We start from the raw sequence: 20,894 nt of genomic DNA on the forward strand, positions 1-20,894 counted from the left end.
GCCGCTAGCGGCATCAACAGCCTCTCGACTTCGACCTCGAGCGGACTGAGCACGGCGACCAGCGGCATCTCGAGCTTGTCGACGGGTCTCAGCACCACGGACAGCAGCTTGGCCAGTCTGTCGACTTCGACATCGTCGGGCTTGAGCACTGCCACGAGCGGTATCAACAGCCTCTCGACTTCGACGTCGAGCGGCTTGAGCACTGCGACCAGTGGCATCTCGAGCCTGTCCACGGGCCTGAGCACCACGGACAGCAGCTTGGCCAGCCTGTCGACCTCGACGTCCTCGGGCTTGAGCACTGCGACCAGTGGCATCGCAAGCTTGTCGACGGGTCTCAGCAGCACGGACAGCAGCCTGGCCAGCCTGTCGACCTCGACATCGTCAGGTTTGAGCACCGCCACGAGCGGCATCTCGAGCTTGTCTACCGGCCTGAGCACGACGGACAGCAGCGTCAGGAGCCTGTCGGCCTCGACATCGTCAGGTCTGAGCACTGCCGCGAGCAGCATCAACGGTCTGTCGACCTCGACCTCGAGCGGCCTCAGCACGGCAACCAGCGGCATCTCCAGCCTGTCCACCGGCCTGGTCGGCGCGATCAGCGGCATCGGCAGTCTTTCGACCGGCCTGAGCACCACCGGCAGCAATGTCGGCAGCCTGAGCACGGCGGTCAACACCATCTACAACGCCGGCACCAAGTACTTCCAGGCCAACGCGACGGCACCGGGTGCCGTGGCCAGCGGGCAGGAGGCCGTTGCGATCGGCCCGCTGTCGAGCGCCAGCGGCGACAACGCGTTGGCCGTCGGCAAAGGCGCCAACGCGGCGGCCCACGCAGCCGTGGCGATGGGTTTCGGTGCGAAGGCCATCGAGGCGAACGCCATCGCCGTCGGCACCGGCGCGTTGGCCGCGGCGGACTCGCAAGCCATCGGTGCCAACGCCCGTGCGGGCGGCGGCGGCGCCGCGCTGGGCGACGGCGCCGATGCGGGCGGCACGCCGCTGAGCCAGGCCCCGAACGTCTCCAGAGGCACGGCCATCGGGTTCAACGCCGTGGTGCAACACACCGGCGGCGTGGCGTTGGGCTCGGGCTCGGTGGCGTCCACGGCCGCTGGCGTGGCGGGCTACGTGCCGCCAGGCGCCAGCGCCGGGCAGGTGGCGGCGGTCAAGGCCACCACGAGCACCCTGGCCGCGGTGTCGGTGGGCGATGCGGCCAAGGGCCAGTACCGCCAGATCACCGGCGTGGCGGCGGGGACGGCGGACAGCGACGCGACCAACGTGGCGCAACTCAGGGCGTCGGCGAGCGCGGTCAAGGCCGGCAGCGTGCAGTACGCGCAGAACCCCGACGGCAGCCCCGACTACAGCCAGGTCACGCTGGGCAACGCTCAGGCGCCGGACGGCACGCGCATCGGCAACGTGGCGCCCGGCGTGCAGGGCACCGACGCGGTGAACATGAACCAGCTGGCGGGCGCGGCGATGGCCGGCGCGGCCTACACCGACGCGCGCGTCAACCGGGTCGGGCAGGCGGTGCAGAACGTGGCCAAGCGCTCCTACGCCGGCGTTGCCTCGGCGATGGCAATGGAAAGCGCGCCCTACATCGCGGGCAAGTTCACCTACTCGGCCGCCATGGGCACCTACAGCGGCCAGTCGGCCATCGGCGTGTCGGTGCGCAAGACGGCGGAGAACGGTCGCTGGAGCGTCACCGGCGGTGTTTCCGCGGCAACGGCCGGAACGATCGGCTTTCGCGTCGGCATCACCGGCGTGTGGGAATGAACGGCGATCGAACCCTCATGGCCATCGACACACCACATCACCCGAACCCGAATATGACGAAAACAACGACTCCGGGCCGCCTCGCGGCACTGGCGGCGAGCGCGGTGGCGTTCATGGCCCTGCAAGCCTGCATGTCGAACCCGAGCAAGGACATCGGCGACGAGGGCCAGGTGCGGCAGGCTGTCTTCCCGGACCCGGCCAGGGACGCCTGGATGAAGGAGGGGGCGTTCGTGAACACGGACGACCTGCGAGCCATCGGACCCGGCCTGACAAAGGAACAGCTTCGGGGCCTCGCAGGCGCGCCGCATTTCGGCGAAGGCCTGGGCGGTGTGCGCGAATGGGACTACCTCTTCGAGCTTCGCACGCGCGACGGCGCTGCCGCGAAGTGCCAGTACAAGGTTGTCTTCGATCGGGCGTCTCTGGCGCGGAGCTTCCACTGGAAGCCCGCGGCATGCGCCGACCTGCTGGCCAGGGAGCGGGCCGGTCCGCCCAGGTGAGCGTCTGTGCCGCGCGGACCGTGCCGGTCCCGGTGGCGGCGCCCGCCCGCAAGTTCGTGCCCGGCGCCACCGGCGCGGCGGCTCAGGCGGAGGTCTCTTGCGCCCGCAGCGTTTCGTCGAACAACGCAAGCAGCTGCCGCGCGAACACCTCCATGTTCTTTGGCCGGTCGGTGCCGCCGTTCTCGATGGTGCGGCTCACCGTGACCGCGCCGACGATGGCCAGGCACACGTGCCCCGGCGCGTCGCCGTACGGGCTGCCCGCCGGGCCGGCCGCGCCGCTTTCGCTGATGCCCCAGCTCGTGTGGTGGGTGTCGCGCACCCGGCCCGCGACCAGGCGCGCATAGGGTTCGGTTTCTCCGCGCAGGCCGGTCATGTCCTCGGCGGTCAGGCCGAGCAGCGCGCGGCCGGCGCGCCGCGAATAGACGACCGCGCCGCCGCGGAAGTAGGCCGACGCGCCCGGCACGGCGAGCAGGGCGGCCGACACCAGCCCGCCGGCCGAGGACTCGACCACCGACACGGTCTGCCCGCGCGCGCGCAGCGTCTCGCCCACGCGCGCGGCGAGAACGGCCAGGGGTTCAAGCAGGGGAACGGGCAACGGGGTGGTGTTCATGCGGTCTTGCCGAAGGGTTTGCCGGGGCGCTTCACATAGGCCGGCGCGCGCTCGTGGCTCGCGGTACTGCCGTATACCGTGTCGGCCGGGTAGTACTCGGCCTGCAGCTGCACCTTGGCCGCGGCTTCCTCGCCCGCGGTGTGCGCGATGAAGGCCAGCATCAGGTCGGTACCGGCCGATACCCCCGCCGAGGTCCAGACGTTGCCGTCCTGCACGAAGCGCTGCTCGACCACTTTCACGTCGCCCAGCGCGCGCAGCCGGTCGAGCGACCCCCAGTGGGTGGTCGCGGTGCGGCCCGAGAGCAGGCCGGCCGCGTGCAGCACGAAGGCGCCTGTGCATACCGACAGCAGCGCCTTGCAGCCAGGTGCCTGGTCGGCCAGGAAGCGTGTCATGGCCGGGTTGTCGACCTCGCGGCGCGTGCCCATGCCGCCGGGCACGAGCAGGTAGTCCAGCGGCGGGCATTCGCCGAACGATACGTGCGGGTTGACCGACAGGCCCTTGGCGCAGACCACCGGCTCGCGCTTCTCGGCCACGATGAGGCAGTGCGCCGGGCCGCCGGCCAGCTTGCTCCACATGGTCAGCATTTCCCAGGGGCCGACGAAGTCGAGTTCCTCGACGTCGGGGAAGACGATGATTCCGAAACTCATACTTTCGAACTCCTTGGTAAAGACCGGTGCGTGGCCGATGCATGGCCGTGCGAGCAGCCGTTTCGGCGACGCCCGCGCAAGAGCGTACACGCGAGGTGGAACCAACGCGGCAGTGCGAGTACAAACGGGTGGACAGAGGCCGGACACGGGGCCGCTTCGTGACAGCTGGTTGCAAGCTTGGCTCAGTGTTTTCCTCAGAGGGCCATGGCCTGAAACTCGCTAGAGTGAAGGCGGCCGTTCAGGCTTTTGCTACGTACATAAAGGAAATCTCATGAGCAAGAAAGTTGCATATGTCACCGGGGGCATGGGTGGCATCGGAACAGCCATCTGCCAACGCCTGCACAGGGACGGGTTCACCGTGATCGCCGGTTGCGGCCCTACGCGCGACTACGCCAAGTGGCTCGCCGAACAGAAAGCCGAAGGCTTCGATTTCCACGCGTCGGTCGGCAATGTCGGCGACTGGCAATCCACCGTCGAAGCGTTCTCCGCCGCCAAGGCCGCGCACGGCGCCATCGACGTGCTGGTGAACAACGCCGGCATCACGCGGGACCGCATGTTCCTCAAGATGACGCCCGAGGACTGGAGCGCGGTGATCGAGACCAACCTGAACAGCATGTTCAACGTCACCAAGCAGGTGGTGGGCGACATGGTCGAAAAGGGCTGGGGCCGCATCATCAACATCAGCTCGGTGAACGGCGCCAAGGGCCAGGCCGGCCAGACCAACTACTCCGCGGCCAAGGCCGGCATGCACGGCTTCACCATGGCGCTGGCGCAGGAGCTCGCGAACAAGGGCGTGACGGTGAACACCGTGAGCCCGGGCTACATCGGCACCGACATGGTCAAGGCCATCCGCCAGGAAGTGCTCGACAAGATCGTGGCCACGATCCCGGTCAAGCGCCTGGGCGAGCCGAGCGAAATCGCTTCCATCATCTCTTGGCTCGCCACCGACGAAGGCGGCTACAGCACGGGGGCCGACTTCTCGGTCAACGGCGGCTTGCACATGCACTGAGGATGCTGACCCGCACCTGAACAAGAAACCCGCCCTGGCGGGTTTTTTTGCGCCCGAAACGCAGCCGGTACGAATGGAGAGAAGGCGATGCCGGCTTGAATTTTTCAATCCTTCCGGAGGCACCATGGAACACACAACAAACACACCTGCCAAGAAGCTCCCGATCTACCGCTCCCTCTACGTGCAGGTGATCACCGCGGTGATCATCGGCGTGCTGCTCGGCCATTTCTATCCGGCGGCCGGCGAGGCCATGAAGCCGCTGGGCGACGGCTTCATCAAGCTGATCAAGATGATCATCGCGCCGATCATCTTCTGCACGGTGGTGGTGGGCATCGCCGGCATGGAAGACATGAAGAAGGTCGGCAAGACCGGCGGGCTGGCGCTGCTGTACTTCGAGATCGTGAGCAGCATCGCGCTGCTGGTCGGCCTGGTGCTGGTCAACGTGCTGCAGCCCGGCGCCGGCATGAACGTCGACCCGGCCACGCTCGACACCAAGGCCATCGCCTCGTACACCGGCCCGGGCAAGATGACCGGCACGGTCGACTTCATCCTGAACATCATTCCCAACACGCTGGTCGACGCCTTCGCCAAGGGCGAGATCCTGCAGGTGCTGCTGATCGCGGTGCTGTTCGGCTTTGCGCTGCACCGTTTCGGCGGACGCGGCACGCTGGTGTTCGACGTGATCGAGAAGGGCTCGCACGTGCTCTTCGGCATCGTCAACTACATCATGAAGCTGGCGCCCATCGGTGCCTTCGGCGCCATGGCCTTCACCATCGGCAAGTACGGCCTGGGCAGCCTGTTCTCGCTGGGCAAGCTGATGGGCACGTTCTACCTGACCTGCCTGCTGTTCATCTTCGTGGTGCTGGGGCTCATCGCGCGCTTCCACGGCTTCAGCATCTGGAAGTTCATCAAGTACATCAAGGAAGAGCTGCTGATCGTGCTGGGCACCTCGTCCAGCGAGTCGGTGCTGCCGCGCATGATGGAGAAGATGGAGAACCTGGGCGCCAACAAGACCTGCGTGGGCCTGGTGATTCCCACGGGCTACTCGTTCAACCTCGACGGCACCTCGATCTACCTGACGATGGCGGCGGTGTTCATCGCGCAGGCCACCAACACCCACATGACCCTCACGCAGCAGATCACGCTGCTGGCCGTGCTGCTGCTCACCTCGAAGGGCGCCGCGGGCGTCACGGGCAGCGGCTTCATCGTGCTGGCGGCCACGCTGTCGGCGGTGGGCCACGTGCCGGTGGCGGGGCTGGCGCTGATCCTGGGCATCGACCGCTTCATGTCGGAAGCGCGCGCGCTGACCAACCTGATCGGCAACGGCGTGGCCACGATCGTGGTGGCCAAGTGGACCAACGAGCTCGACGAGAACCGGCTGCAGGCCGCGCTGAACAACGAGACCTGGGTCGAGGCGCAGGAGCCCGAGGCGCTGGACGCGGCGCGCAGCAGCAAGATGGCCGGCTGACATGAAGGGGTAGGCATCGTTCCTGCAAAATGCGGCGATGCCCCACAGCGTTTCCCTCATCAACACGATCGCCGCCGGCCTGGGGCTGGCGCTGGTGTTCGGATTCCTGGCGACCAAGTTGCGGTTGCCGGCGCTGGTCGGCTACCTGCTGGCCGGCGTGATCATCGGCCCGTTCACCCCGGGCTTCGTGGCCGACGCGGGCATTGCCGCCCAGCTCGCCGAAATCGGCGTGATGCTGCTGATGTTCGGCGTCGGCCTTCATTTCTCGCTCGACGACCTGCTGGCCGTGCGCAAGATCGCGCTGCCCGGCGCGCTGGCGCAGATCGGCGTGGCCACGCTGCTCGGCGGCGGCCTGGCCATGTGGTGGGGCTGGAGCCCCGGCGCGGCGCTGGTGTTCGGGCTGGCGCTCTCGGTGGCCAGCACGGTCGTGCTGCTGCGCGCGCTCGAGAGCCTGGGCATCCTCGATTCGTTCACCGGCCGCATCGCCATCGGCTGGCTGGTGGTCGAGGACCTGGCCATGGTGCTGGTGCTCGTGCTGATGCCGCCGCTGGCGGGCACGCTGGGCGGCACGCAGTCCGGCCCGGCCGATCCGCTGTGGCAGACGCTGGGCCTCACGCTGCTGCAGGTCGGCGGCTTCGTGGCGCTCATGCTGGTGGTGGGACGCCGCGTGTTCCCCTGGATCCTCTGGCAGGTCACGCGCACCGGTTCGCGCGAGCTGTTCACGCTGTGCGTGGTGGCCGCGGCGGTGAGCATCGCCTTCGCCTCGGCGGCGCTGTTCGGCGTGTCGTTCGCGCTGGGCGCGTTCTTCGCCGGCATGGTCATGCGCGAGTCGCAGTTCAGCCACCGCGCCGCGCAGGAGTCGCTGCCGTTGCGCGACGCTTTCGCGGTGCTGTTCTTCGTGTCGGTCGGCATGCTGTTCGACCCGTCGGTGCTCATCGAGCGGCCGCTGCAGGTGCTGGCGGTGGTGCTGGTGATCGTGCTGGGCAAGTCGCTCGCGGCCTGCGCGCTGGTGCTGGTGTTCCGCTACCCGCTGGGCACGGCGCTCACGGTGAGCGCCAGCCTGGCACAGATCGGCGAGTTCTCGTTCATCCTGGCCGGCCTGGGCGTGTCGCTCGGGCTGCTGCCGGTGGAAGGGCAGAGCCTGGTGCTGGCCGGCGCGCTCATTTCGATCGCCACCAACCCGCTGTGGTTCAGCCTGATCGGGCCGATGCAGAAATGGCTGCACGCGCATTCGTCGTTCGCGCGGGGGCTGGAGTCGCGCGACGATCCGCTGGCCGAGCTGCCCACGACCACCGAGGCCAGGTACCTGTCGCGCCAGGTGGTGCTGGTGGGCTACGGCCGGGTCGGCCGGCGCATTGCGGCCGAACTCGACGCGCACGACATTCCCTACGTGGTGGCCGAGCAGAACCGCGAGCTGGTCGAGAAGCTGCGCGAGGCGGGCACGCCGGCCGTATGGGGCGACGCGGCCGACCCGGCCGTGCTGATCCAGGCACACGTTGCGCGCGCCCGCGTGCTGGTGGTGGCCACGCCCGACGCCATGAACGTGCGCCAGATGATGGAAACCGCGCGTACGCTCAACCCCACCATCCAGACGGTGATTCGCAGCCACAACGAACACGAGGCGAAGCTGCTCACGCAGGAGACTTCGGCCACCGTGTTCCTGGGCGAGCATGAACTCGCGCAAGCCATGGCGCGCGACGTGGTGCAGCGCGCCGTTTCCATGGCCGTGCCGGCTTGAAGACGCCGGCCTCTTCGTTTTCAGAGGTCTTCGATCACCAGGGTGCGGTAGCGCTGCGCAATGGAATAGGGCACGGTGCGAACCAGCTCCATCAGCCGTTCGGCCGCCGCGCCGTCCCTGGTCTTCACCAGCAGGCCGGCATGGCCTTCGCGGGCCAGCTTGGTATAGGCGCGTACCGTGGCCGCATCGGTGCCGGCGGAGGGCAGCGGGTCGTCGGAGGTCTTCACCGTCGGCGAGATCTCGGCCAGCACCGTCTGCGGGGGCAGCAGGTAGACCTCGTCGCCGCTCATTCCTTTCTCGATCAGCTGGTGGCCGATGCGGTCGGCATCGCCCGGGTCCGGAAACATGACGATCGAGTAGCCGGTGGGATAAAAGGCTCCACCGATGGTCGCCCGCATGCGGGGTTCCAGAGTGAATTGCTTCATATGGCCTCCTGTGTCCTGAAAAGGTTCTCTGACGGTCCCTGAAATCAACATTAGGTCGTGCCGCGGGCAGGCTCTGTAGGAGAAGCCCGGAAGCTGTCAACCGGACGCGTCCTCTACCCATTCACCTATCACCACCCCATCTTCAATCCCATGGCCACACCGAGAAACGTCGCGCTCACCGTCCATGAACTGGAGGCGGGTGAGTTCTATTGGGTGATCATGGAAGCGGTGGACGACCGGCCGGACATGCCCGATTCGCCCCATGCCGACGCTGCCGCCACTGCCGGCGCTGCCGCAGGCACCACCGGCACGCCCGGCGAAACCTCCCACGTGTACGTGCCGCTGGAAGCCGCCCACGAGCCCTACGCCACCTACTCGAACGCGCTGGTGGCCGGCGTCGCCGTGATGCGGCGGCTCTTCGGCACCGACGGTGCCAAGGCCGGCTCCCTATAATTTCGCCGGTTCGGTGTGCCGGTTCTTCCGGCGGCACCGATCCAAACGGTTCGAAGGTGCCCCGCCCGCCATCCCATGGCGCCGGGGTTAAACGGGAAGCAGGTGCGCCGCGTCATTGCCGATGCGGTCATTCCTGCGCTGCCCCCGCAACGGTCAGCGGATCGGAAATCCTCCAGCCAGCGCCTCCTCGGGGAGGCCGGCAGCCACTGCGCTTCGGCGTGGGAAGGCGAGGGTTTCTGCCGCGGCGCGCACTGCCTCAGTGCGCGCCGCGGCGCTCCGCAAGCCCGGATACCGGCCTTCGCAACCGCCTTCGGACGCTGCGGGAGTGCGTGTCCGGGCCTGCCGCCTTTCGCGCTTGCGCGGACCGCCGCAGTCCCTTCGCCTCTCCCGCTTCGTCCTTCATCGGTCGGGAGCCTGCGGGGACGCAGGCCGGAGGGGACATCTCATGGGTCAGGCATCTGCAGCCGCGCGCCATCGCGCGCGCTTGGGTACGCGCGCACCGCGGCATCGGGCACGTCTTTCGGGCTTTTCGGGTCTGTCAGGCCTTTCAGGTCTTTCGCTCGGACTGGGCCTGGCTTTCGGGCCTTCCGCCGCCTTCGCGCAACCGGGTGAAGCGGGAGGAGGCCAGAGCCTCAAGCCGGTGCAGGTCGAGGCCGAGCGACGCACGCCGATGGCCATCGACGAGCCTTCGTTCACCGGCAGCCGCCTGGGCCTCACGCCGCTGGAAACACCGGCCAGCATCGAGGTGCTGACGGGCGACACCATCCGCGCGCGCGGCGACGTGTCGGTGATCGACGCGGCCACCCGCGCCACCGGCATCACCGGCTCGCCCGGGCCGGGCAACGGCGGCACCGCGATGGCGGCGCGCGGCTTCCTGGGCCACGGCTCGGTGATGCAGCTGTTCGACGGCACGCGCATGTACGCGGCCGCGGGCACGGTCACCTTCCCCTTCGACACCTGGTCGGTCGAGCGCATCGAGGTGCTGCGCGGCGCGGCCTCGGTCATGTACGGCGAAGGCGCCATCGGCGGTGCCATCAACGTGGTGCCCAGGAAGCCTACGCGCGGCCCGATCCAGAACGAGGCGCTGCTCACGCTGGGCTCCGACGCCACCCGCCAGGTGGCCTTCGGCAGCGGCGGGGCGATCGACGACAAGCTGTCCTACCGCTTCGACATCAGCCACCGCCAGAGCGACGGCTTCATGCAGCGCGGCGAGGCCGAGAGCCTGGCCGTGAGCGCGGCCGTGCGGCTCGATGTGTCGCCGCAGCTGCAGTTCACGCTCTCGCACGACGAAGGCCGGCAGTCGCCGCAGCGCTACTACGGCGTGCCGCTGATCGACGGCCGCCTGAGCAGCCAGACCCTGCGCCAGAACTACGACCTGGACGACTCGGAAATCAAGTACCGCGACAAGTGGACCCGGCTCGACGCGCAATGGACGCCCAACGCCGCCGTCACCGTGCGCAACCAGCTCTACCGGTTGGAGAGCAAGCGCCACTGGCGCAACAGCGAGACCTACACCTTCAATGCCACCACGCGCCGCGTGACGCGCGGCGACTACCTGGAAATCGGCCACGACCAGGAGCAGATCGGCAGCCGCACCGACGCCACCTTCAGGCACAAGCTGTTCGGCCTGGCCAACCAGGTGCTGGTGGGCTTCGACGTGAACCGCATCGACTTCACGCACTCCAACGACTCGCCCTACGGCGGCCGTTCGGTGGTCGACCCGTTCGTGTTCACCCCCGGAAACTACGCGTCGCCCGTGGCCTACACGCCGCGCTACAGGACGAAGACCGACACCTACGCCTTCTTCACCGAAGACAAGCTGGCCTTCAACGACCGGTGGTCGGTGGTGGGCAGCCTGCGCTGGGACCACGCGAAGATCGCACGCAGCGACCTGCAGAACGCGGCCAACAACCTGGACAAGACCTTCGTCTACGGCACCGGCCGCCTGGGCGTGGTGTACGCGCCCGACGCGTCGCAGTCGTTCTATGCGCAGGTGGCGCGCGCGGCCGATCCGTTGACCTCGCTCGTGAGCACGTCCTCCACGCAGGCGCCGTTCGAGCTCAGCACCGGCAAGCAGGTCGAGGTCGGCTACAAGCGCCAGCTGGCCGGCAACCGCGGCGCCTGGACGGTGGCGGCCTACCGCATCGAGAAGAACAAGCTGCTGTCGCGCGACGCCAGCGACCCCAACAAGACGCAGCAGATCGGCCAGCAGTCGTCCGAAGGCGTCGAGGCCACGCTCGACCTGGCGCTCACGTCCACGCTGAACCTGGAGGCCAACGTGGCCAAGCTGCGCGCGCGCTATGACGACTTCGACGAGGTGGTGAGCGGCAAGCTGGTCTCGCGCGCGGGCAACACGCCCACCGGCGTGCCCGAGGAAGCGGCCAACCTGTGGCTCAACTGGCGCTTCCTGCCGCAATGGGAAGCCGCCTTTGGCGTGCGCTACGTCGGCCCGCGCCAGGTCGACACGGCCAACACCCGCAAGATCGGCTCGTACACCGTGGCCGACGCCTCGGTGAGCTGGCAGGCCAGCCCGTCGCTGAAGCTGGCGCTGCGCGCCTACAACCTGGCCGACCGCAAGTACCCGGTGTCGTTCTCGAACAGCGGCAACCAGTGGCTGCTGGGCCGTCCGCGCTCGTTCGAGCTGTCGGCGCTGGTCAACTTCTGAGCGGGACGGGACTTTCGCATGACCTCCGCATGGCGCCGCGCCTGGCCGCGCATCCGGCACTGGCTCTACTGGACGCACCGGTGGCTGGGCATCGGCGGCTGCCTGTTGTTCGTCATGTGGTTCGTCTCGGGCGTGGTGATGATGTACGTGGGCTATCCCAACCTCACGGACGAAGAGCGGCTGGCCGGGCTCGCGCCGCTGCGCTTCGAGCAGGCGCAGGTCTCGCCCGCGGCCGCGCTCCATGCGCTGCCGGAAGACCTGCGCGGGCTGCCGCCGCGGCGCATGGGGCTGGAGACGCAGGGCGGCACCGACCCGCAACCGGTCTGGCGCATCGTCGATGCGCGCGGCGGGCGGCACACCCTGTCGGCGCGCGACGGCCGCGTGCCCGGCCCGGTCGATGCCGCGCAGGCCGAAGCCATTGCGCGCGCCTTCTCGGGCCGGCCCGGCGCGCGCTGGGCCGAGACGCTCGAGCGCGACCAGTGGACCGTGCCGCAGGGCCTGAACCCGCTGCGCCCGCTGCACCGCATCGAGGTCGGCGACGCCGCCGGCACCGAGCTGTACGTGTCACAGCGCAACGGCGAGGTGGTGCGCGACACCACGCGCTCGGAGCGCTTGTGGAACTGGCTGGGTTCCGTGCCGCACTGGATCTACTTCACCCCGCTGCGCGCCGACCCGCCGCTGTGGCATGAGGTGGTGGTGTGGCTGTCGGCGGCGTGCATCGTCTCGGCCGTCACGGGCATCGTCATCGGCATCCTTCGGGTGCGCCTGCGGCGCAGGTTCCGCAACGGCGCGGTCACGCCCTACACCGGGTGGATGGCGTGGCACCACATTGCCGGGCTCGTCGGCGGCTTCTTCGTGCTGACCTGGATCGTCAGCGGCTGGCTGTCGATGAACCCCAACGGCTGGTTCCAGCGCGGGCCGGGCGATGCGGCCGCCATGGCGAGCTACACCGGCGCCGGCGCGTCGCCGTTTCCGTGGCCGCCCGCTGCATGGCCGGCCGGGGAGGGCGATGCCGCGCCGCGCGAGGCCGTGCTGCTGTGGTTCGACGGCCGGCCGCTGCTGCAGCTGCGCGACGCCAAGGCGCGCGTGCGCGTGGTCGATGCCGCGACTGGAGCGCCCGCGTCCATCGCCAAGGACGACATCGTTCGCGCCGCCTCGCGCCTGCGCCCCGGCGCCGCCATCACCGAGGCCACGCTGCAGACCCGCGAAGACTTCCACTGGTATGGCCACCACCGCGAGCGCATCGTGCCCATCTGGCGCGTGGAGTTCGACGACCCGGCGCGCAGCCGGGTCTACATCGACCCCGCGAGCGGCCAGGTCGCCGGCAGCAACGACCGCAACACGCGCCTGCGCCGCTGGCTCTTCAATGCGGCGCACAGCCTCGACTTTCCCTGGCTCATCCAGTACCGGCCGGCCTGGGACCTCGTGGTGTGGCTGCTGTCGATCGTCGGCGCCGTGGCATCGGCCAGCGGCGTGGTGATCGGCTGGCGCCGGCTGCGGCCCCGGCCGACGGCCGCCCCGAGAACGCAAGCGAGAACGCGGGGCTTGCCCCAGCGCTCATGACAGGGGCTTGCGCGAGCAAGCCCATCCACCAACAATCAACTTTCGCACTGCGGTGCAACACAGGAGGTGCCAGATGCACATCGAACCCGGTCTCGTCGACGGATCCAAGATATTCCTCAGCTACGCCACGGCGGCCGCCGCGCTCGCGTACACGGGCAAGGTGGCCTTCGACAGCCTCATGAAGGACGGGCCCGCCGCCCTGGTGCTGCGCTCGGCCATTGCCGTGGCACTGGTGTTCTGCTTCTTCGAGGTGCTGCCGCATCACCCCGTGGGCGTGTCCGAGGTGCACCTGATCCTGGGCACCACGCTGCTGCTGGTGTTCGGCCTGGCGCCCGCGGCCATCGGGCTGGCGGGCGGGCTGCTCATCCAGGGCCTGTTCTTCGAGCCGCAGGACATTCCGCAGTACGGCATGAACGTCACCACCCTGCTGGTGCCGCTGTTCGCCACGGCCGCGCTGGCGCAGCGGATCATTCCCAAGAACGTGGCCTATGTGGACCTGAGCTACCAGCAGGCCTTCAAGCTGTCGGTGGCCTACCAGGGCGGCATCGTGGTGTGGGTCGGCTTCTGGGCGCTCTTCGGGCGCGGCACGGGGCTCGAAAACCTGAGCCAGATCGCCAGCTTCGGCGCGGCCTACATGACGGTCGTGCTGGTCGAGCCGCTGGTCGACCTGGGCGTGCTGGCCGCCGCCAAGGGCTGGCGCCGCCTGCAGGGCTCGGTCTTCGTCGAGCGCCGCCTGTACGGCAGCACCTGACCCGCGGCCGTCGCCGGTCTCTCGGGCATGGCCCGGGCGGCGCGGCGCATCTCTGGAAAAATCCGAAGCTGGCGCGCCGTTGGGCGACCGGCTCCTGCTCCCCGCATCTCCTGCTCACCATCTCCCGCCTGTTTCCCATCGGCCATCGGCCATCGGCCCTGGGCCCCCGGCGCCTGAAAGAACACCTCCATGACCCAAGCAAGCAACGCCAAGATCCCCGTCACCATCGTCACGGGCTTCCTGGGCAGCGGCAAGACCACGCTGCTGCGCCACATCCTCGGTAACGCAGAGGGCCGCCGCATCGCGGTGATCGTCAACGAGTTCGGCGAGCTCGGCATCGACGGCGAGATTCTTCGCGGCTGCGGCATCGGCTGCGACGACGACGGCAACGAGCGCGCGGGCGCGCTGTACGAGCTGGCCAACGGCTGCGTGTGCTGCACCGTGCAGGAAGAGTTCCTGCCCGTGATGCTGCAGCTGGCCGAGCGCCGCGGCGACATCGACGCGGTGCTCATCGAGACCTCGGGCCTCGCGCTGCCCAAGCCGCTGGTGCAGGCCTTCCAGTGGCCGGACATCGCGAACATCTTCACCGTCGACTCGGTGGTGACGGTGGTCGACGGCCCGGCCGCAGCCTCGGGCCAGTTCGCCGCGAACCCCGAAGCGGTGGACGAAGCCCGCCGCGCCGACCCCAACCTCGACCACGAGTCGCCGCTGCACGAGCTGTTCGAAGACCAGCTCTCGGCCGCCGACCTGGTGGTGCTCAACAAGACCGACCTGATGGACGACGCCACGCGCGCGCAGGTCGAGGCACTGGTGCGCGAAGAGCTGCCGCCCGAGGTGAAGATCGTCGCCGCCACCGAAGGCAAGCTGCCGCTCGCGCTGCTGCTGGGCCAGGGCCGCGCGGCCGAGGCCACCATCCACCTGCGCGAAAGCCACCACGACCACGAGGAAGACCATGACCACGACGAGTTCGACTCGCTCGTGATCGAGCTGCCGCCCGTGGACCGCGACAGCCTGCTGGCCGTGCTCGCCAGGCTGGTCGAGCAGCACACCATCTACCGCGTGAAGGGTTTCGTGGCCGTTCCGGGCAAGCCGATGCGCCTGCTGGTGCAGGGCGTGGGCCGCCGCTTCGATCACCACTTCGACCGCCGCTGGCGCGACGGCGAGGCGCAGCGCACGCGGCTCGTGTTCATCGGCGAAGACCTGGACGAGGCCGCGCTGCGCAAGGCGCTGGACGAGGCGAGCGCGGTCGCGGCCTGACGCGCCTGATCGATGCACCTGCTGAGCACCCAACCCGGCCGCTTCGTCGAGGACGACAGCGTCGTCACCCGGCTCGACCAGACGCCGGGCGACATCGTGGTGCTCAGCTCGGCCGACACCACGCTCGCGCTGCTTGCCGCGGCGCGCACGTCGCTGGCGGCCACCGACCCGGGCTACCCGTCGCTGCGGCTGGCCAACCTCATGTACCTGCGCCAGCCGGCCTCGCTCGACCTGTACATCGACGAGGTGCTGCAGCATGCGCGCGTGGTGGTGGTCGACCACCTCGGGGCGGAATCGGCCTGGGCCTACGGGCTGCAGCAACTCGAGAAGCTCGCCAAGCGCAAGGGCCAGCAGCTCGCCATGTTCTCGGGCGACCTGCAGGAAGACGAAGACCTGCTCGCGCGCGGCACCGTGCCGCGCGCGGTGAGCCGCCAGCTGTGGCAGTACATGCGCAGCGGCGGCGCGGGCAATGCGATGCAGTTTTTGCGCTCGGTGGCTTTCCATGGCCTGGGCCATGGCGAGGCGCCGCTGCCGCCGCGCAGCCTGCCGCAGGTGGCGTTGCATGTGCCGGGCGGCATGGCCGCCGCGCACACGGTGGGGGGCATCGACGACCTGCGCGCCGGGTGGCACGCGGGTGCGCCGGTGGTGGCGCTGGTGTTCTACCGCTCGCACCTGCAGTCGGGCAACACCGTGGCCTTCGACGCGATGGCCGCGGCGTTGAGCGCCGAAGGGCTCAACCCGCTGCCGGTCGCGCTCGATTCGCTGAAAGACCCGCTGTGCCTGTCCGTGCTGCGCGAACTGTGCACCGCGCATGACGTGCAGGTGGTGCTCAACACCACCGCGTTCGCCGCGCTGGGCCAGGGCGCGAAAGACGAACAAGGCGAAGGCCTCGCGCTGGCCGGCGACGCGCCCGTGCTGCAGGTCATCGTGAGCGGCGGCAACCGCGAGGACTGGCTGGCCGACAGCCAGGGCCTGCGTCCGCGCGACATCGCCATGCAGATCGCGCTGCCCGAGATGGACGGCCGCATCGTCACGCGGGCCGTGAGCTTCAAGGGCCTGTCGCACCGCTGCGAACTCACGCAGACCGAGGTGGTCAACTACCAGCCCGAGCCCGACCGCGTGGCCTTCGTGGCCGAGCTGGCGCGGCGCTGGTGCCGCCTGCGCAGCCTTGGCGCCGAAGACAAGCGCGTCGCGCTGATCCTGGCGAACTACCCGGGCAGCGAAGGCCGCATCGGCAGCGGCGTGGGGCTGGACACGCCGGCCTCGGTCATCGCCATCCTGCGCGCGATGCGCTGCGAGGGCTATGTGCTGGGCGAGGCCGATGCAATGCCGGAAGACGGCGACGCGCTCATGCGCAAGCTGCAGCAAGGCATTGCCAACGACCCCGCGCAATGGGCTTCGCGGCCCGCGTGGCAGAGCTACACGCTCGCCGACTACCGCGCGCGCCTGGCGGCCTTGCCCGAAGGCATGGCCGACGCCATCGACGCGCGCTGGGGCATGCCCGAGCAGGACCCGATGGTGCGCCAGGGCCGCTTCATGATCGCCGGGCTGCGGCTGGGCCGCGTGTTCGTCGGCATCCAGCCCGCGCGCTCATTGGGCGCGATCGGCGCGCAGGGCGCAGCCGACTACGCGAGCTACCACGACGCCGAGCTGGTGCCCCCGCACAGCTACCTCGCGTTCTATTTCTGGCTGCGCGAAGTGTTCGCCATCGACGCGGTGGTGCACGTCGGCAAGCACGGCAACCTCGAATGGCTGCCGGGCAAGAGCCTGGCGCTGTCGCAGGCCTGCTGGCCCGACGCCATCCTCGGGCCGCTGCCCAACGTGTACCCCTTCATCGTGAACGACCCGGGCGAAGGCGCGCAGGCCAAGCGGCGCACGCAGGCGGTCATCGTCGACCACCTGATGCCGCCGCTCACGCGCGCCGAGAACCACGGGCCGCTGCAGGACCTGGAGCGCCAGGTCGACGAGTACTACGACGCGCTGCTGGTCGACGCGCGCCGCGCCAAGGTGCTGCGCGCGCAGATCCTGGCGGCGGTTCGCGCGCAGCACCTGGTCGAGGAACTGGGCATGCCCGGCGCGGAAGACGACGCCGTGCTCGCGCGCGTGGATGCCTACCTGTGCGAGCTGAAGGAAACGCAGATTCGCGACGGCCTGCATGTGTTCGGCGCGTCGCCGCAACAACGCCTGCGGCGCGACACGCTGCTGGCGCTGGCCCGCTTCCCGGCGCTGGACGGCGCGGGCGCGAACGCCGGGCTGCTGGGTGCGCTGTCGCACGACCTGCTGCCGGGCGAGCACTTCGACCCGCTCGACATCGACGCGGCAAAGCCGTGGCAGGGCGCGCGCCCCGCGCTGCTGCAATCGGTCAGCGTCGATGCATGGCGGCACCACGGCGACACGCGCGAACGGCTGGAGCTGCTCGCGCAACGGTTGCTGGAAGAGGGCGCGTGCCCGCCGGACCTGCCGCGCACGGCGGCCGTGATGGGCCGCGTCGCGCACAGCCTGGCGCCCGCGCTCGACGCCTGCGGCGCGCAGGAGCTGCTGCAGCTCTCGCGCGCGCTGCAAGGCCGCTTCGTGCCGCCCGGGCCGAGCGGCTCGCCCTCGCGCGGCCGGCCCGACGTGCTGCCCACCGGGCGCAATTTCTACGCGGTCGACACCCGCGCCATTCCCACGCCCACCGCCTGGATGCTGGGCCTCAAGTCGGCCGCGCAGCTGGTCGAGCGCCACCTGCAGGAGCATGGCGACTACCCGGTGGCCATGGGCCTGTCGGTGTGGGGCACGGCCACCATGCGCACCGGCGGCGACGACCTGGCGCAGGCCTTCGCGCTGATCGGCGTGCGGCCCAAGTGGGCGCCGGGCAGCCAGCGCGTGGTCGACTTCGAGGTGCTGCCCACGGTCGGCATCGGCCGCCCGCGCATCGACGTCACGCTGCGCATCTCGGGCTTCTTCCGCGACGCCTTTCCCAACGCCGTGCAGATGTTCGACGCCGCCGTGCAGGCCGTGGCCGCGCAGGAAGACGAGGACGCCGAGCGCAACCCGATCCGCGCGCGCATCCTGCGCGAAGCCGCCGCGCTGCAGGCGCAGGGCGTGGCACCCGAAGCCGCCCGCCTGCAGGCCGGCTGGCGCGTGTTCGGCTCCGCGCCCGGCAGCTACGGCTCGGGCCTGCAGCCGCTGTTCGACCACGGCACCTGGCAGACCGACGACGACCTGTCGAAGGCCTACGTCGGCGGCAGCGCGCATGCCTACGGGCAGGGCAGCGACGGCGTGCCGGCCACCGACGCGCTGGTGCGCCGCCTGCGCGCCATGAACGTGGTCATGCAGAACCAGGACAGCCGCGAGCACGACCTGCTCGACTCCAACGACTACTACCAGTTCCAGGGCGGCATGGCCGCTGCCGTGCGCCACCTGAGCGGCCGGCAGCCGGCCATGTACCACGGCGACCACGGCAACCCGCAGGCGCCGCGCGTGCGCACGCTGAAGGAAGAAATCAGCCGCGTGATCCGCTCGCGCGTGGTCAACCCGAAGTGGATCGACGGCGTGAAGCGCCACGGCTACAAGGGCGCCTTCGAGATGGCCGCCACGGTGGACTACCTGTTCGGCTTCGACGCCACCGCGCGCGTGGTCGGCGACCACCAGTACGCCATGGTGGCCGACGCCTACGTGCTCGACGACGCCACGCGCGACTTCGTGCGCGAGCACAATCCGCGCGCGCTGCACGACATGCTCAGCCGCCTGCTCGAAGCCATGCAGCGCGGCCTGTGGCAGGAGCCCGGCGACTACAAAGACCAATTGGAAAATCTGCTGCTCAACCAGGAGCAACAGATGGAAGGAAGCCCCCGATGACCACTGCCGCCCCGATGCCGGTGCCGTTCCCTTTTTCCGCGATCGCGGGCCAGCCGCGGCTGCGCCAGGCGCTGCTGCTGGCGGCGGTCGATCCCGCACTGGGCGGCGTGCTGATCGAAGGCCCGCGCGGCACCGCCAAGACCACGGCCGCGCGTGCGCTGGCCGAGCTGCTGCCCGGTGCGCCCTTCGTCACGCTGCCGCTGGGCGCGAGCCTCGAAAGCCTGGTCGGCACGCTCGACCTGGGGCAGGCGCTGGCGGGGCACGAACTGAAGTTCGCGCCCGGCCTGCTGGCGCGCGCGCACGGCGGCGTGCTGTACGTGGACGAGATCAACCTGCTGCCCGACGCGCTGATCGATTCGCTGCTCGACGCGGCCGCCAGCGGCGTGAACGTGGTGGAGCGCGACGGCATCTCGCACCGGCATGCCGCGCGCTTCGTGCTGGTGGGCACCATGAACCCGGAGGAGGGCACGCTGCGCCCGCAGTTGCTCGACCGCTTCGGGCTGTGCGTGCAGCTGCGCAACATCGAGGACGCGGCCGAGCGCAAGGCCATCGTGCGCGCGCGGCTGGCCTTCGATGCCGACCCGCAGGGCTTCCGTGCGAAGCATGCGCAGGAAGAAGCCGAGCTGGCCGACGCGCTGGTTCGTGCCCGTGCGCGGCTGGCCGATGCGTCCGCGCTGCCTTACGGCGATGCGGTGCACGAGGCGGTCGGCGCGCTGTGCATCGAGGCCGGTGTCGACGGGCTGCGCGCCGACCTGGTCATGCTGCGCTCGGCGCGCGCGCTCGCGGCATGGGAAGAGGCGGCGGCCATCGCCGTCGACCATGTGCAACGCGCGGCCGAGGCGGTGCTGCTGCATCGCCGCAAGCCCGGATCGGCCAGCGCACCGCCGGCGGCTGCGCCCATGTCCGCGCCTTCGGCGGCGCCGCGCAATGCGCCGCCGAAGGGCTCGACCGGCGCCGCTGATGAAGACTGGGGCGCCATGCCGCCCGAGCCCGTCGGCATCGAGCGCGTGAAGCCGCTGCGTCCGCTGATTTCCGCGCAGCAGCAGGCCGCCCCAAAAAAAGCCTGAGCCTCCGGGACACCGCACCCGCTGGCGCGCGCCAGGGTGAACGGAGGCAGGGCACGCAAAGGGACGCATGGCACGGGGCCGCGCCGCAAGGCACGGCCTTCGACTGGCCGCGCACCTTCGCGGCCCGCGGCGCCGGCGCGCTGCGCGCCGAGCACCTGCGCCATCGCCCGCGGGAGGCGCGCAGCGGTGCGCTGCATTGCTTCCTGCTCGACTGCTCGGCCTCGATGCGCGACGACGGCAACCTCGCGCGCGCCAAGGGCCTGCTGCTCGCGCTGATGCAGGAGGCCTACCAGCGCCGCGACCATGTGGCGCTGCTGTGCTTTGCCGGCGAGGTGGTCGAGCTGCGCCTGCCGCCGCGCCGCGCCAGCGCCTGGAACGACGACTGGGTCGCGCCCATTGCGGCGGGCGGCGGCACGCCGCTGGCGCTGGGGGTGCTGCGCGCCGAGCAACTGCTGGCGAAGAGCGAGTCGCGCCAGCGCTGGCTGTGGCTCCTGACCGACGGCCGCACCGGCGAAAGCCCCGCGCGGCCCGAAGCGGCCGACGTGGCCTGCGTGGTGGACTTCGAGGCGGCGCGCGTGCCGCTGCACCGTGCGAGGCAGCTTGCCGAGCGCTGGGACGCGCGCTACCTCACGCCGGATTCGGCGGCCTGAGGCGCGGGCCCCAGCGCTGCTTCAGGCCGCCCGCTCGGGCGTGTGCGGACGGGTGGCCCGAGACGAAATGCATGGCCGGTGCTGCCCGAGGGCTGTACGGCGCTGGAGCGGGAAAGTTCGGGTACCGTGCGGCATGCTTTTGAAACCCTGCTTCCTGGCCCTTGCGTTGACCCTGGCCGCGCCTGCCTTCGCACAGCCGGGGCCATCCGCGCCACGCGCATTGCCCGCGCCGTCGTTGCAAGGGGAGGACTGCAAGGCGCAGGAGGCCTTGCTCGAGCGCGACATGGACCTGGCCCGCTCCCGGGGCCAGATGCTGCGCCGCCGCGAGCTGGCCGATGCATTGGGCACGCTGCAGGCGCAGTGCAAGCTGCCGGCCGTGGCGCAGGGCCGCGAAGCGCGCATCGAACGGCTGGAGCAGGACATCCGCATGCTGCGCTCGGAGCTCGAGCAGGCGGAAGCGCAATTGCGCACGCTGCGCGCCGAACCGCGCTGA

At 70.0% G+C, this 20,894-nt stretch carries 18 protein-coding genes and 1 riboswitch; of the genes, 14 read left to right on the forward strand and 4 right to left on the reverse strand.

All coding sequences use genetic code 11. The features are described from left to right. On the reverse strand, positions 1-401 hold a 401-nt coding region (locus tag BM013_RS41965; protein ID WP_256221780.1), incomplete at its 3' end, for a hypothetical protein. Here BM013_RS41965 and BM013_RS30465 point away from each other — a divergent pair. Then, positions 388-1,761, forward strand: a complete 1,374-nt coding sequence (locus BM013_RS30465) for a YadA family autotransporter adhesin (RefSeq protein ID WP_256221781.1) — start codon at positions 388-390, stop codon at positions 1,759-1,761. The two genes, BM013_RS41965 and BM013_RS30465, sit on opposite strands and share 14 nt — an antisense overlap. Positions 1,762-1,778: 17 nt before the next feature. Continuing rightward, positions 1,779-2,258: an outer membrane protein assembly factor BamE gene (locus BM013_RS30470; RefSeq protein WP_177225621.1), complete on the forward strand. Its 480-nt coding sequence runs from the start codon at positions 1,779-1,781 to the stop codon at positions 2,256-2,258. Positions 2,259-2,340: 82 nt separating this feature from the next. Here the strand turns inward: BM013_RS30470 and BM013_RS30475 are convergent, their stop codons facing one another. After that, the gene (locus BM013_RS30475; protein ID WP_093132086.1) at positions 2,341-2,868 is read right to left on the reverse strand and encodes a CinA family protein; all 528 of its coding nucleotides are present in this window, start codon (positions 2,866-2,868) and stop codon (positions 2,341-2,343) included. Next, entirely contained in the window at positions 2,865-3,515 is a 651-nt protein-coding gene (locus BM013_RS30480) for a DJ-1/PfpI family protein (RefSeq protein WP_093132088.1), read from the reverse strand. Before BM013_RS30480 ends, BM013_RS30475 begins: the two co-directional genes overlap by 4 nt. A gap of 271 nt (positions 3,516-3,786) precedes the next feature. Between BM013_RS30480 and phbB the strand changes: the two genes are divergently transcribed. From phbB to ybaL, 3 genes are all read left to right on the forward strand, one after another. Next, entirely contained in the window at positions 3,787-4,524 is a 738-nt protein-coding gene (phbB, locus tag BM013_RS30485) for an acetoacetyl-CoA reductase (RefSeq protein WP_093132090.1), read from the forward strand. 124 nt (positions 4,525-4,648) lie between these two features. Then, entirely contained in the window at positions 4,649-5,992 is a 1,344-nt protein-coding gene (locus tag BM013_RS30490) for a dicarboxylate/amino acid:cation symporter (RefSeq protein ID WP_093132091.1), read from the forward strand. Between the two features lie 37 nt (positions 5,993-6,029). Then, positions 6,030-7,730, forward strand: a complete 1,701-nt coding sequence (gene ybaL / locus BM013_RS30495) for a cation:proton antiporter domain-containing protein (protein ID WP_093132093.1) — start codon at positions 6,030-6,032, stop codon at positions 7,728-7,730. Positions 7,731-7,750: 20 nt separating this feature from the next. Here ybaL and BM013_RS30500 read toward each other — a convergent pair whose 3' ends face one another. Then, the gene (locus tag BM013_RS30500; protein ID WP_093132094.1) at positions 7,751-8,155 is read right to left on the reverse strand and encodes a hypothetical protein; all 405 of its coding nucleotides are present in this window, start codon (positions 8,153-8,155) and stop codon (positions 7,751-7,753) included. A gap of 150 nt (positions 8,156-8,305) precedes the next feature. On the opposite strand from BM013_RS30500, the gene BM013_RS30505 reads away from it, so the two are divergent. The 9 genes from BM013_RS30505 to BM013_RS30545 all read left to right on the forward strand — a co-directional run bounded on the left by BM013_RS30505 (position 8,306) and on the right by BM013_RS30545 (position 20,894). Then, positions 8,306-8,608, forward strand: a complete 303-nt coding sequence (locus BM013_RS30505) for a hypothetical protein (RefSeq protein ID WP_093132096.1) — start codon at positions 8,306-8,308, stop codon at positions 8,606-8,608. A gap of 37 nt (positions 8,609-8,645) precedes the next feature. Continuing rightward, positions 8,646-8,923, forward strand: a riboswitch (cobalamin riboswitch). Positions 8,924-9,278: 355 nt separating this feature from the next. After that, positions 9,279-11,273 (forward strand): TonB-dependent receptor, encoded by a 1,995-nt coding sequence (locus BM013_RS30510; RefSeq protein ID WP_256221782.1) that lies wholly within the window; start codon positions 9,279-9,281, stop codon positions 11,271-11,273. A gap of 18 nt (positions 11,274-11,291) precedes the next feature. Then, a complete protein-coding gene (locus tag BM013_RS30515) occupies positions 11,292-12,836 on the forward strand; it encodes a PepSY domain-containing protein (RefSeq protein ID WP_093132099.1) in 1,545 nt (514 codons plus the stop codon). 73 nt (positions 12,837-12,909) lie between these two features. Next, on the forward strand, positions 12,910-13,587 hold the full coding sequence (locus BM013_RS30520; RefSeq protein ID WP_093132101.1) for an energy-coupling factor ABC transporter permease: 678 nt from the start codon (positions 12,910-12,912) through the stop codon (positions 13,585-13,587). A 189-nt stretch (positions 13,588-13,776) separates the two neighbouring features. Then, positions 13,777-14,844 carry a cobalamin biosynthesis protein CobW gene (gene cobW / locus BM013_RS30525; RefSeq protein WP_093132103.1) on the forward strand — a complete coding sequence of 356 codons (1,068 nt, stop codon included), beginning with the start codon at positions 13,777-13,779 and terminating at the stop codon, positions 14,842-14,844. Positions 14,845-14,856: 12 nt separating this feature from the next. Beyond that, the gene (gene cobN, locus BM013_RS30530; RefSeq protein WP_093132105.1) at positions 14,857-18,684 is read left to right on the forward strand and encodes a cobaltochelatase subunit CobN; all 3,828 of its coding nucleotides are present in this window, start codon (positions 14,857-14,859) and stop codon (positions 18,682-18,684) included. Further along, the gene (locus BM013_RS30535; RefSeq protein WP_093132107.1) at positions 18,681-19,751 is read left to right on the forward strand and encodes a magnesium chelatase ATPase subunit I; all 1,071 of its coding nucleotides are present in this window, start codon (positions 18,681-18,683) and stop codon (positions 19,749-19,751) included. Before cobN ends, BM013_RS30535 begins: the two co-directional genes overlap by 4 nt. Before the next feature lie 140 nt (positions 19,752-19,891). Next, on the forward strand, positions 19,892-20,401 hold the full coding sequence (locus BM013_RS30540) for a vWA domain-containing protein (protein WP_256219989.1): 510 nt from the start codon (positions 19,892-19,894) through the stop codon (positions 20,399-20,401). Between the two features lie 133 nt (positions 20,402-20,534). After that, positions 20,535-20,894, forward strand: coding sequence for a DUF1090 family protein (locus tag BM013_RS30545; RefSeq protein ID WP_093132111.1), 360 nt, complete (start codon positions 20,535-20,537; stop codon positions 20,892-20,894).

This window comes from Variovorax sp. OK605 (assembly GCF_900115445.1).
In the GTDB taxonomy this organism is placed as follows: Bacteria; Pseudomonadota; Gammaproteobacteria; order Burkholderiales; family Burkholderiaceae_C; genus Variovorax.